14 protein-coding genes are annotated in these 12,543 nt (G+C 39.1%); 7 read left to right on the forward strand and 7 right to left on the reverse strand.

From position 1 onward, the window contains the following. Positions 1 to 85: 85 nt before the first annotated feature. The 4 genes from ABW51_RS06265 to ABW51_RS06280 all read right to left on the reverse strand — a co-directional run bounded on the left by ABW51_RS06265 (position 86) and on the right by ABW51_RS06280 (position 6,485). Positions 86 to 760, reverse strand: a complete 675-nt coding sequence (locus ABW51_RS06265; RefSeq protein WP_053466028.1) for a phosphoglycolate phosphatase — start codon at positions 758 to 760, stop codon at positions 86 to 88. A 45-nt stretch (positions 761 to 805) separates the two neighbouring features. Beyond that, positions 806 to 1,480: a ribulose-phosphate 3-epimerase gene (gene rpe / locus ABW51_RS06270; RefSeq protein WP_053466029.1), complete on the reverse strand. Its 675-nt coding sequence runs from the start codon at positions 1,478 to 1,480 to the stop codon at positions 806 to 808. 146 nt (positions 1,481 to 1,626) lie between these two features. After that, entirely contained in the window at positions 1,627 to 4,047 is a 2,421-nt protein-coding gene (gene gyrB, locus ABW51_RS06275) for a DNA topoisomerase (ATP-hydrolyzing) subunit B (protein WP_053466030.1), read from the reverse strand. A gap of 125 nt (positions 4,048 to 4,172) precedes the next feature. Next, entirely contained in the window at positions 4,173 to 6,485 is a 2,313-nt protein-coding gene (locus ABW51_RS06280; protein WP_053466031.1) for a Tex family protein, read from the reverse strand. A gap of 107 nt (positions 6,486 to 6,592) precedes the next feature. On the opposite strand from ABW51_RS06280, the gene greB reads away from it, so the two are divergent. Further along, positions 6,593 to 7,069 (forward strand): transcription elongation factor GreB, encoded by a 477-nt coding sequence (gene greB, locus ABW51_RS06285; RefSeq protein WP_053466032.1) that lies wholly within the window; start codon positions 6,593 to 6,595, stop codon positions 7,067 to 7,069. Positions 7,070 to 7,138: 69 nt separating this feature from the next. Here the strand turns inward: greB and fabR are convergent, their stop codons facing one another. Both fabR and oxyR read right to left on the reverse strand, forming a co-directional pair. Continuing rightward, the gene (gene fabR, locus ABW51_RS06290) at positions 7,139 to 7,756 is read right to left on the reverse strand and encodes an HTH-type transcriptional repressor FabR (RefSeq protein ID WP_005629669.1); all 618 of its coding nucleotides are present in this window, start codon (positions 7,754 to 7,756) and stop codon (positions 7,139 to 7,141) included. Continuing rightward, positions 7,756 to 8,661, reverse strand: a complete 906-nt coding sequence (gene oxyR, locus ABW51_RS06295) for a DNA-binding transcriptional regulator OxyR (RefSeq protein WP_053466033.1) — start codon at positions 8,659 to 8,661, stop codon at positions 7,756 to 7,758. Before oxyR ends, fabR begins: the two co-directional genes overlap by 1 nt. Before the next feature lie 122 nt (positions 8,662 to 8,783). Between oxyR and pgdx the strand changes: the two genes are divergently transcribed. Then, on the forward strand, positions 8,784 to 9,509 hold the full coding sequence (gene pgdx, locus ABW51_RS06300) for a hybrid peroxiredoxin PGdx (RefSeq protein ID WP_009499556.1): 726 nt from the start codon (positions 8,784 to 8,786) through the stop codon (positions 9,507 to 9,509). A gap of 91 nt (positions 9,510 to 9,600) precedes the next feature. On the opposite strand, the gene ABW51_RS06305 is transcribed toward pgdx, so the two are convergent. Continuing rightward, a complete protein-coding gene (locus tag ABW51_RS06305) occupies positions 9,601 to 9,822 on the reverse strand; it encodes a SlyX family protein (RefSeq protein WP_005630530.1) in 222 nt (73 codons plus the stop codon). 97 nt (positions 9,823 to 9,919) lie between these two features. Here ABW51_RS06305 and fkpA point away from each other — a divergent pair, with 97 nt between their 5' ends. The 5 genes from fkpA to ABW51_RS06330 all read left to right on the forward strand — a co-directional run bounded on the left by fkpA (position 9,920) and on the right by ABW51_RS06330 (position 12,432). Further along, positions 9,920 to 10,645 (forward strand): FKBP-type peptidyl-prolyl cis-trans isomerase, encoded by a 726-nt coding sequence (gene fkpA / locus ABW51_RS06310; protein ID WP_053466034.1) that lies wholly within the window; start codon positions 9,920 to 9,922, stop codon positions 10,643 to 10,645. Between the two features lie 89 nt (positions 10,646 to 10,734). Then, a complete protein-coding gene (locus tag ABW51_RS06315) occupies positions 10,735 to 11,400 on the forward strand; it encodes a helix-turn-helix transcriptional regulator (protein ID WP_053466035.1) in 666 nt (221 codons plus the stop codon). Beyond that, on the forward strand, positions 11,400 to 11,780 hold the full coding sequence (gene tusD, locus ABW51_RS06320; protein WP_053466036.1) for a sulfurtransferase complex subunit TusD: 381 nt from the start codon (positions 11,400 to 11,402) through the stop codon (positions 11,778 to 11,780). Before ABW51_RS06315 ends, tusD begins: the two co-directional genes overlap by 1 nt. After that, positions 11,777 to 12,136 carry a sulfurtransferase complex subunit TusC gene (gene tusC / locus ABW51_RS06325; RefSeq protein WP_053466037.1) on the forward strand — a complete coding sequence of 120 codons (360 nt, stop codon included), beginning with the start codon at positions 11,777 to 11,779 and terminating at the stop codon, positions 12,134 to 12,136. The genes tusD and tusC overlap by 4 nt, the downstream gene beginning before the upstream one ends. Before the next feature lie 8 nt (positions 12,137 to 12,144). Then, on the forward strand, positions 12,145 to 12,432 hold the full coding sequence (locus ABW51_RS06330; protein ID WP_053466038.1) for a DsrH/TusB family sulfur relay protein: 288 nt from the start codon (positions 12,145 to 12,147) through the stop codon (positions 12,430 to 12,432). The last annotated feature ends 111 nt before the right edge of the window (positions 12,433 to 12,543 follow it).

A 12,543-nucleotide genomic window follows, 5' to 3' on the forward strand; every position in this document is an offset into this window, starting at 1 on the left:
GCCCAACTCGAAATTCTGTCACATCGGTGCGAACTGTTTTTGGGGAAGCTCAAGGTTCACCGCACTTTTTTGTTAGATAAGAAACTTAAAGAATCGTTAAGAGCTGGGCAAAATCATCAAACACCCAATCTGGATTGGATTCACTGATAGGGATATTGTAATTGTAACCGTAAGTTAAACCAACAACTGCACAGCCAGCAGCGTGGCCTGCGATAATATCATTTTTAGAATCACCCACGAAAAGCACTTGGCGTGGTTCAAAACCAAATTTTCCGCATAAATAATAAAGCGGACCTGGATGTGGTTTAATGGCAGGTAAAGATTGCCCACCCAACATTTCACTAAATAAATGATCAATTCCAAACGCTGCCAATACTGGTTGAACGTGCTTTGTCGGTTTATTGGTAACAACCGCTAAGACATAACCTTTTTCTTTCAAGGTTTCTAAAGTTTCTTTTACATTTGGATACAGGCGACTGACATTACATAAATTCTCGCCATAATAAAAATTAAAACGCTCTGTTACCTGTTTAATCTCTTCTTCAGTCAAAACTTTTCCTGTTTGTTTTTGCGCCCAATCTAACGCTCGTGCAATTAATACAGGCGCGCCATTGCCGATCCAAGTTAAAACTAATTCTTCAGGTGCTTGCGGTAAATTAAATTCAGCCAAGGCAGAATTTACGGATAACGCTAAATCAGGCAGGCTATTTACCAAGGTGCCATCTAAATCAAAGCCAATAAGTTTAAATTGTGTATTCATTGTTTTTCTCTGTTCTATTGCAATTGCATTTCATTAAAATGACAGTTATGCGCTCACACTCGCTAACTGTATACGCATTTGGTCAATAACTTGTTTATAATCAGGCTTACCAAAAATTGCAGAACCCGCCACAAACATATCTGCACCCGCCGCGGCGATTTCTGCGATGTTATCAACCTTCACACCGCCATCTACTTCAAGACGAATGTCATAACCACTTTCATCAATGATCTTACGAGCCTGTTGTAATTTCTTTAATGTTGCAGGAATAAAAGATTGTCCGCCAAATCCGGGATTCACTGACATTAATAAAACCACATCCACTTTATCCAAAACGTAATCTAAATAGCTCAATGGCGTCGCAGGATTAAAAACTAATCCAGATTTACAACCACAATCGCGAATAAGCTGCAAAGAGCGGTCAATATGTTCGCTAGATTCTGGGTGGAAAGTAATGTAGTTTGCACCTGCTTTAGCAAAATCGGGAATAATGCGATCGACTGGTTTTACCATTAAATGCACATCTATCGGTGCGGTAATGCCATAATCACGTAAAGCTTGACATACCGCAGGACCAAAAGTGAGATTAGGTACATAATGATTATCCATTACATCAAAATGAATAACATCCGCGCCCGCATTAAGTACGTTTTGTACATCATCACCAAGACGAGCGAGATCGGCAGAAAGAATTGATGGGGCGATAAGATAAGGTTTCATAAAGGTTCTCCGTTGAGAAAATGAGTGCATTTAGTTTACTCACTTAAGTTCAAAAAACCAATAGTAATCCTTATATGAAATAACAAGATAAACAAAGAAAGGGCAGTTGAGTGCCCTTTCAGTTATTAATATAAATAGACGGAAATTTACACGTCCAAATTTGCTCTTAACGCATTCAGCTCAATGAACTCACGGCGTGGCTCAACTTCATCTCCCATTAAGGTCGTGAAGAGTTGATCCGCTGCAACGGCATCCTTAATAGAAACTTTCAACATACGACGTGAATTTGGATCCATTGTGGTTTCCCACAGTTGATCTGCGTTCATTTCACCAAGTCCTTTATAACGTTGTACTTCAAGGCCTTTACGAGATTCTTTTACTAGCCATTCAACGGCTTGTTCAAAGCTACGCACTGGTTGTACTTTTTCACCACGTGTGACATAAGCGCCTTCTTCTAATAAACCATTGAGTTGTTTATTAAGAGAAACAATTTTCGCGTATTCATTGCCGTGAACAAAATCAAAATTCAAGAAATAATCGGTATCAATACCGTGTTTACGAACAGTAATCACCGCTTCATACACTTGGCGTTCCGCGTTAAATTGTGTACGCACTGAATATTGATGCGCTTCTGTTTCTTTTGCAGTCAGTTGTTCAACAAAAGATTTACCCCAATTTTCCACCGCACTTTCACCTTTCATCATTTCAACAGAAATTGGCGACTGATAAATTAATCCTTGCAATACAGGGGCTGGATAATGGCGGCTTAAACGACCGATAAGTTTTTGTACGCTGTTATATTCTGCCACCAATTTTTCAAATACAAGGGCATTCATTGCCGGTGCATTTGCGCTAATATGTAATTCTGCGCCATCTAAAGCAAGGGTTAATTCATATTGCTCCATTTCATCCGCATCTTTAATGTAGCGTTCTTGTTTTCCTTTTTTGACTTTATAAAGTGGCGGCTGAGCAATGTAAACATAACCACGCTCAATAAGCTCAGGCATTTGACGATAGAAGAATGTTAAAAGCAACGTACGAATGTGAGAACCATCCACATCAGCATCGGTCATGATAATGATATGATGATAACGTAATTTATCTGGATTATATTCATCACGACCGATACCGCAGCCTAAAGCAGTAATTAATGTGCCCACCTCTTGAGAAGACAACATTTTGTCGAAACGTGCTTTTTCTACGTTTAAGATTTTACCTTTCAATGGCAAAATTGCTTGAGTTTTACGATCACGACCAACTTTTGCAGAACCACCCGCGGAGTCACCCTCCACCAAGTAAAGTTCAGAAAGCGCAGGATCTTTTTCTTGGCAGTCTGCAAGTTTACCCGGTAAACCTGCAATATCTAATGCCCCTTTACGGCGCGTCATTTCACGAGCTTTGCGTGCTGCTTCGCGCGCACGAGCAGCCATAATAATTTGGTTTACAATGATTTTTGCATCTGCAGGATTTTCCAATAAATATTCCTGCATTTTTTCATTCATGGCAGATTCCACCGCACTTTTAACTTCTGAAGACACAAGTTTGTCTTTAGTTTGCGATGAGAATTTTGGATCAGGCACTTTAACGGAAATAATCGCTACCAAACCTTCACGTGCATCATCACCTGAAGTCGCCACTTTTTCTTTTTTCAGCATACCCTCGTTTTCCATGTAGCTATTTAAGCTACGGGTTAAAGCCCCACGGAAACCAGCTAGGTGAGTACCGCCATCACGTTGAGGAATGTTATTGGTGAAGCAATACACGTTTTCATTTACACCATCATTCCACTGCAATGCGACTTCTACCCCGATGCCATCTTTCTCAGCTGTAAAATAAAATGGCTTCGGATGAATTGGGTTTTTATTTTTGTTCAAATATTCGACGAATGCTTGAATACCGCCTTCGTAATGGAAATGATCTTCAGAGCCATCGCGTTTATCAATTAAACGAATAGATACGCCTGAGTTCAAGAAAGAAAGCTCTCGTAAGCGTTTTGCTAAGATTTTGTAATCAAAGGTTGTGATAGCAAAAATATCTGAGCTTGGCCAGAAACGAACCGTTGTCCCCGTTGCCTCTGTATCGCCAATCACTGTTAATGGCGCTTGTGGCTCACCTAAATGATAAAACTGCTCATGAACGTGACCTTGACGACGAATGGTTAATTGTAATTTATCAGAAAGTGCATTTACTACTGATACGCCCACACCGTGTAAACCGCCCGATACTTTATAAGAGTTATCGTCAAATTTACCGCCAGCGTGAAGCACGGTCATGATAACTTCTGCTGCAGAAACACCTTCTTCTGGATGAATATCCACCGGAATACCACGCCCATCATCTTGCACCGATACTGAATTATCATCATGAATTGTCACGATAATATCGGAACAATGGCCAGCGAGGGCTTCATCAATGGCATTATCCACCACTTCAAATACCATATGGTGCAAACCAGTACCGTCATCGGTATCACCGATATACATACCTGGACGTTTACGCACCGCATCAAGGCCTTTTAATACTTTAATGCTCGATGCACCATAGTTATCATTGGTCGTTTCTGACATAATTTATCTCATTCTTTTGTAAATAAAAATTGGGCGGGATTATAGCAAAAAATCGCCGTTTTGGCGATGCTTTTCGGGAAAGGAAAGATATAAAAAAAGGGCGAATAATCTCGCCCTATAACTTGTTATTTTTTCCAATTTTTTAGCGCATCAGCAAAGGCATTGCCCATCGCATTATTACCTCTTGAATTACGCTCCTCTCGTTGCGTATTTCCACGAGGTCTTGCAGATAAAGTGCGGTCAGATTTGCCATCATTTTTGACCGCACTTTCATCTAATCGCATCGTCAATGCAATGCGTTTACGTGGCACATCCACGTCTAACACTTTAACTTTTACAATGTTGCCTGTTTTTACCACTTGATGGGGATCTTCCACGAATTTATCGCTTAATGATGAAATATGTACTAAACCATCTTGATGAACACCAATATCCACAAATGCGCCAAAATTGGTTACATTAGTAACAGTTCCTTCTAAAATCATTCCAGATTTCAAATCCGTGATTTCTTCCACGCCTTCTGCGAATACAGCAGTTTTAAACTCACCACGCGGATCGCGCCCTGGTTTTCCCAATTCTTTGAAAATATCTTGAATGGTCGGTAAACCAAATTGCTCATCAATAAATTGTTTAGCATCAAGCTGACGTACCACACCCGCATTCCCCATTAAATCTTGGATAGATTGTGCAGTGGCTTGCAAGATTTTTTCGACCACAGGGTAAGCTTCTGGGTGAACACCTGAAGCATCAAGTGGATTTTTCCCGCCTGCAATACGCATAAAGCCTGCACATTGCTCAAAAGCTTTTGGTCCTAAACGCGGCACTTTTTTCAATTCGCTGCGACTTTCAAAACGGCCATTTTCATCACGATATTCCACAATGTTTTGCGCTAAGGTTTTTGTCATCCCCGCTACGCGAGCAAGCAATGGCGTGGATGCCGTATTCAAATCCACACCTACTGCGTTTACACAGTCTTCCACCACAGCATCGAGTTTACGCGCAAGTTGGGTCTGGTTTACATCGTGCTGATATTGCCCTACGCCAATGGCTTTTGGTTCGATTTTCACTAACTCCGCCAACGGATCTTGTAAACGACGAGCAATAGACACCGCACCACGTAAAGACACATCTAAGTTCGGGAATTCATTTGCGGCAAATTCAGAAGCAGAATAAACGGATGCGCCCGCTTCACTCACTACAACAGTTTGCGGTTTATTTTCTTTGATTTCTTTAATCACTTCTTTCGCAAAACGTTCGGTTTCACGAGAAGCCGTACCGTTACCAATGGCAATTAATTCCACGTTATGTTTGCGGATTAAGCTGAAAATCGCCACTTGTGCTTCAGCTTCACGCCCCGTGTGTGGATAAATGGTGGCGGTATCTAATAATTTACCTGTGTTATCCACCACTGCAACTTTAACGCCTGTACGCAAGCCTGGGTCCAAGCCCATGGTACTTTTCGCGCCAGCGGGTGCTGCCATTAAAAGTGCGGTCAGATTTCGAGCGAAAACATCAATGGCTTCTTCTTCCGCTTTTTCACGTAAACTTGCCATTAATTCGGTTTCTAAATGCAACGAAACTTTGATTTTCCACGTCCATGCAATCACTTGTTCACGCCATTTATCCGCTGGTTGACCCGTGAAACGGGCATCTAAATAATCACGAATAATCTCTTCACAATAGCTTTGGCGACTACCCTCTTCTGCATCAGGATCAGCATTTAAGCTTAATTGTAAAATGCCCTCATTACGTCCACGGAACATGGCTAATGCACGGTGAGAAGGTACATTTTTCAATAATTCTTGGTGGTCGAAATAATCTTGGAATTTTGCGCCTTCCGTTTCTTTGCCTTCGATCACTTTAGATACAATAACCGCATTTTTCGCTAAATAATCACGGACTTTAGCTAATAAACCCGCATCTTCAGCAAAACGTTCCATTAAAATATAGCGTGCACCGTCTAACGCAGCTTTGCTATCAGCTACGCCTTTTTCAGCATCAACAAAGGAAAGTGCGGTTGATTCTGGATCATTTTTTGGCTCGTTCCAAAGTAAATCAGCCAATGGCTCAAGACCCGCTTCAATCGCAATTTGCCCTTTAGTACGACGTTTCGGTTTGTATGGCAAATACAAATCTTCTAATTCGGTTTTGCTTTGTGTCGCATGGATTTTGTCACGCAATTCATCGGTCAATTTCCCTTGCTCTTCAATAGATTTCAAAATGGTTTGACGACGATCTTCTAATTCACGTAAATAAATTAAACGGGTTTCAAAATGACGAAGTTGGGTGTCATCTAAGCCACCGGTAGCTTCTTTACGATAACGGGCGATAAATGGAATGGTGTTGCCATCATCTAATAATTGAATGGCGGCGAGGATTTGTTGGGGTTGAACGGTTAATTCTGCCGCAATAATTTGGCTAATTTGTTGATTTAACATTGTCATACTTCTTTGTTATGAAAGGATTCGAGAAAAAACGGGGATAGAATACTGGTTTTAAGCTGTTGGCTCAAATATAATTCGAAAAACTTTCTTTTATTTTTATTATGGCAAAATCAAATTATATTACCCGTCAAGGCTGGAATGAGCTTGACCAAGAACTCAAGTTTTTGTGGAAAGAAGAACGCCCCAAAGTTACCCAAGCAGTCTCAGATGCAGCCGCGCTAGGCGATCGTAGCGAAAATGCCGAATATATTTATGGTAAACGTCGCTTACGTGAAATTGATCGTCGTGTACGTTTTTTAACTAAAAGATTGGAAGTACTACAAATTGTCGATTACAACCCAAAGCAAGAGGGAAAAATTTTCTTTGGCGCATGGGTAGAATTGGAAAATGAAGATGGTGAAATTAAGCAATATCGTATCGTCGGTTGCGATGAATTTGCCCCTGCAAAAAATTGGATATCCATTGATTCCCCAGTTGCTCGAGCTTTAATCGGAAAAACATTAGACGATGAAGTGCGGGTAGAAACGCCCTCAGGTTTCATCACACTTTATGTGAATAAAATTTGGTATGAGAAATAACTCGGAAAAATAAAAGATAGTGAATATCTAAGTACAAAGAGAAAACTAATAGGCTAGATATAAACTATCTTACTTGCCTCTTTCCTTATTAGCAGCAAAATCAGCACCTTTTGCAAGCATTCTCAACTGCAAAATCACACGAGCTTTAAGTTGCTCACGCTCAGCTTTACTCATATCTAAAGCATTCGCCCCAGCAGTGAATACGATTGTTACGATGCCTTCCGCTTGAACATAAGCAACATATTGCGAATATTGATGTTTGTAGGAAATATATTCAGCTAACTCATCAACAAAATGCTTAATTTCACGTGCTGCCGCAGTACGAAAAGCTTGAGATGTTCCAGAACTTTCGCGTAATAGCAAGCGAAAAACGTTCGTACTGTTAGTGATAAATTCAAAAAATGTATCCACAGAAACAGAAATAACGCTACCGCCAGCATCAATACGTTTACGCGCTTGACGCATTAATTGGCGCAACATCAAACCAGCCTCATCCACCATTTCTAAGCCGAGTTCATCCATATCGCTAAAATGACGATAGAAAGATGTAGGCGCAATTCCAGCCTCGCGCGCAACCTCTCGCAAACTCAAATTAGAAAAACTTTTTTCTGCGCTAAGTTGATTAAATGCCGCATCCACTAAAGCTCGACGAGTCTTTTCTTTTTGAACAGCACGAACACCAGCCATTATTTCAACCCACCTAGAATAGATTTAACTTTATCGCTGACCGCACTCGCCACACGCTCGTAACGATTACGCAATGGTGAACCAGGACGATAAACTAACGCAATAGTGCGTGATGGCTCAGGCGAATAACAAGGAATATATTTCACACCTTTTCGCGTGCCTTCATTCAGTACCGCTAATTCAGGCATAAAAGTGATACCTGCGTTTGCTGCCACCATATTGCGCAAAGTTTCAAGGCTAGTCGCTTGGAAATGCGAATTTTCTTTTGCGCCAGCAGTGAAACAATAATCTAGCGCTTGATTACGTAAACAATGACCATCATCAAGCATTAACATTTCTTGACCATTTAATTGGTTCATTGGAAGTTTACTTTCTTGAGCCCAAGGATGATGCTCTGATACGGCGAGTAACATTTTCTCGTTGAAAATAGGTACTTCAATAAAAGCCTCAGTTTCTGGAACAGTGGCAACGATGGCACAATCTAAACGCCCCGTTTCCAATTGTTCTAATAATTGATGCGTTTGCGCTTCATAAAGAAAAACTTCTAAATCAGGGAATGCTGCTTTTAACGTTGGCACAATATAAGGGAGCAAATAAGGACCAACTGTTGGAATTAAACCGATGTGTAATGGCCCGGTCATTTCTTTACCTTGATTGCTCGCCATTTCTTTCAATAATTTTACTTCTCGAAGAACTGTGCGAGCCTGATCAACCAATAGCATTCCAGATTGAGTAAACAACACTTTACGACTAGTGCGCTCTAACAAGATAATACCGAGCTCATCTTCTAATTTACGAATTTGACCACTTAATGTTGGTTGGCTCACATTACAAGAATCGGCAGCACGGCGGAAATGTTTATATTCAGATAAGGCAACAAGATATTCTAGATCACGGATATTCATGAGATTTTCCCTATAGAAAAATTCAATTAAAAGAATAGAATTAATTGATTATGACTATATCATAATTTTCCCTATAATACAGCGCATAAAATTTAAATTAACAACCAATAGGAGAAAAAACGATGTCTAATATGGAAGGAAAAAAAGTCCCTCAAGTGACATTCCGCACTCGTCAGGGTGATAAATGGGTTGATGTAACTACCTCTGAATTATTTGATAACAAAACAGTGATCGTGTTCTCATTACCAGGCGCATTCACTCCAACTTGCTCATCATCACACTTACCACGTTACAACGAATTAGCGCCAGTATTCAAAAAATACGGTGTAGACGATATTCTCGTTGTATCTGTAAATGATACTTTCGTAATGAACGCATGGAAAGAAGATGAAAAATCTGAAAACATCACTTTCATTCCAGATGGTAATGGTGAATTTACCGAAGGTATGGGTATGTTAGTTGGCAAAGAAGATTTAGGTTTCGGTAAACGTTCATGGCGTTATTCTATGCTTGTAAAAAACGGCGTAGTTGAAAAAATGTTTATCGAACCAAACGAACCAGGCGATCCGTTCAAAGTATCAGATGCTGACACTATGTTGAAATACCTTGCACCACAACACCAAGTGCAAGAGTCTATTTCAATCTTCACAAAACCTGGCTGTCCTTTCTGTGCAAAAGCAAAACAACTTTTACACGATAAAGGCTTAAGCTTCGAAGAAATCGTATTAGGTCACGATGCAACAATCGTGAGCGTACGTGCAGTTTCAGGTCGCACTACTGTTCCACAAGTATTTATCGGTGGTAAACACATTGGCGGTAGCGACGATTTAGAAAAATACTTTGCATAAGCAGGCAAGTATTTAGCTGATTATTATTTGGGAATGTAATTTAAAGGGCGCATTTAGCGCCCTTTTCATTTGTACGATTTTATTGCAAAATTTAATAATGTGGCGGGGGTGTTTCTTCAGATTGGCTTGCAATGTTAGACGGTTGAAAATCTTTTAATTTATTTGCCATATAACGTAATTGGACTTGCATTTTATCAATATCAAATTGCTGTTGAACTAAAGCGTGATTTAATTCATCTAATAACTGTTCCTGAAATGCAATTTTCGTTTCAAGTTCTTCGATGCGATTTTCTAACATTTGTTGAATTTGCATAAATTTTCTCTAAATTCTAAAAAAAAGTTGAGAATAGATAGAAAGCAATTTAATCTATTCCTCGTATTATTCCATTCATTATAAAGGATTAACTCATATGTTAAAAATTCAAAAATTATCTATCGCAGCATTAATGGTAAGTGCGGTGATTTCTGGCCAAGTTTTTGCAGAAGATAACGCATTCGATGAAAAAGCAGCATCTTATGCTGTAGGTACGTTAATGGGCAGTCAAATGAAAGATCTGGTTGATTCCCATAAAGATGTTATCAAATATGATAATGCTCGTATTTTAGATGGCTTAAAAGATGCTTTAGAAGGCAAAGTGGATGTGCGTAAAGATGAAAAAATCCAAAAAACCTTAGAATCTATTGAAGCAAAATTAGCGGCTGCATCAAAAGCAAAAGCAGAAGCGATTGCTAAACAAGCAAAAGAAGAAGGCGATAAATTCCGCGCTGAATTTGCTAAAGGTAAAGATGTAAAAACTACGCAATCTGGTTTAATGTACAAAATTGAAAACCCTGGTAAAGGCGATGCAATTAAAGCAACAGATATTGTTAAAGTACATTACACGGGTAAATTACCAAATGGAAAAGTATTTGATAGCTCCGTAGAACGCGGTCAACCTGTAGAGTTTCAACTTGATCAAGTAATTAAAGGCTGGACAGAAGGTCTTCAATTAGTGAAAAAAGGCGGAAAAATTCAATTAGTTATTGCACCTGAATTAGGATATGGCGAACAAGGTGCTGGCGCATCTATTCCACCAAATTCAACATTAATTTTTGATGTAGAAGTATTAGACGTCAATCCAAAATCTGCAAAATAATTAATGAGTTTAATAGCGCGCGTTGTTTAACGCGTGCTTTTTATTATAAAAAACGAGCAGAATTTTTACCGCACTTTTAACCTAAAACTATGACATTAAACGATAAATATCCTTTCACTGACGAAGATCACGCTATCATAAATTCCTACAAAGCGGTCGTTGATGGTGTAAGTGCACTGATTGGCGAACACTGCGAAATCGTGCTTCATTCTCTAGAAGATATTGAACATTCTGCTATTTGTATTTCCAACGGACATAACACTAATCGACAAGTTGGTTCGCCAATCACCGATCTTGCCTTACGTTCGCTACGAAATATGCAAAGCGAAAGTGTTTCAAAGCCTTATTTTACACGAGCAAAAGGCAGCGTACTGATGAAATCAGTTACTATCGCTATTCGTAATAAAACTCAACGTATTATTGGTTTGCTTTGTATCAATATCAATTTAGATGTACCCGTGTCTCAATTTTTGCAATGCTTTATGCCAACGGAGCATACGAATGAAACATCTTCGGTTAATTTTGCGAGTTCTGTGGAAGACTTGGTTGCGCAGACTATTGAAAAAACCATAGAAGAAGTCAATGCAGATCTCTCTGTTGCCAATAATACTAAAAACCGACAAATCGTCCTTTCTCTTTACGAAAAAGGTATTTTTGATATTAAAGATGCGATTAATTTAGTCGCAGAACGCTTAGATATTTCCCGACATACGGTTTACCTGTACATCCGTCAAATCAAACAAGAGCAAGAATAATGCGCTATGTTATCGCCGTCAAAAGCCCCATTTACGGAAAACAAGGGGCGTTTTTAGCTTATCAATTTGCAGAAGCCTTAATCAAAAAAGGACATGAAATCTCACAGATTTTTTTCTTTCAAGATGGGGTAACTAATGGAAACGCATTGGTATATCCAGCCAATGATGAAGTTAATTTACAAAAACATTGGCAAATGTTTTCCATCACCCACAATGTTCCTTTGCATTTATGTGTTGCAGCATCTCAACGACGAGGTGTCGTCGATAACTTAACCACATCAACCATAGATCACTACAATCTTGCAGAGGGATTCATAATTGCAGGCCTTGGTGAATTTATAGTAGCAAGTTTAAAAGCAGATCGAGTGATAACTCTATGAAAATAGCCTTTTTATTTCGCACATCGCCACATGGCACATCTATTTCACGAGAAGGCTTAGATACAATTCTTGCCGCAACAGCTTTTTGTGATCCAGATGACATTGGCGTATTTTTTATAGATGATGGCGTATTAAATCTTATCAACGCTCAACAACCTGAACTTATTCAACAGAAAGACTTCATTAGAACCTTTAAATTATTAGATTTATATGATGTAGAACAACGCTTTATCTGCACAGCGTCTTTACAGAAATTTAAGCTAGACGATAAGCAACTCATCCTATCTTGTGAAAAAATTGACCGCTCTTTATTGATAGAAAAACTTAATCAAGCAGAAAAATTGTTTACTTTCTAAGGAATATTATGCTCTATACATTTTCCCTATCAGATTACCCTAAAACTGAACTAAATGATTACTTTTCATACATTACAGAAAAAGATGCGGTAATATTATGGCAAGATGGTGTGTTATTGGCAGTTAAATATCCTGATTATTTTGCCAAATGTAAAGGGAATTGCATGATATTGAAACAAGATATTTTAGCAAGAAATCTCTCCGCACTTTTACCTCAAAGCAGCAAAATAAAATTAATTTCAATAGAAGAACTTGTTGGAATCACTGAAAATTATTCACCGCAGCTATCACTATAAAAATCAAATAATCTAGTAAATACTTAAGCGAAATATCAGACGCAGAATAAACAAAAAGTGCGGTGAATTTTGATCTGCACCCCAAAAGTTGGACTCAACAAACCAACAATT

This window comes from Haemophilus sp. C1 (genome assembly GCF_001276515.1).
In the GTDB taxonomy this organism is placed as follows: domain Bacteria; phylum Pseudomonadota; class Gammaproteobacteria; order Enterobacterales; family Pasteurellaceae; genus Haemophilus.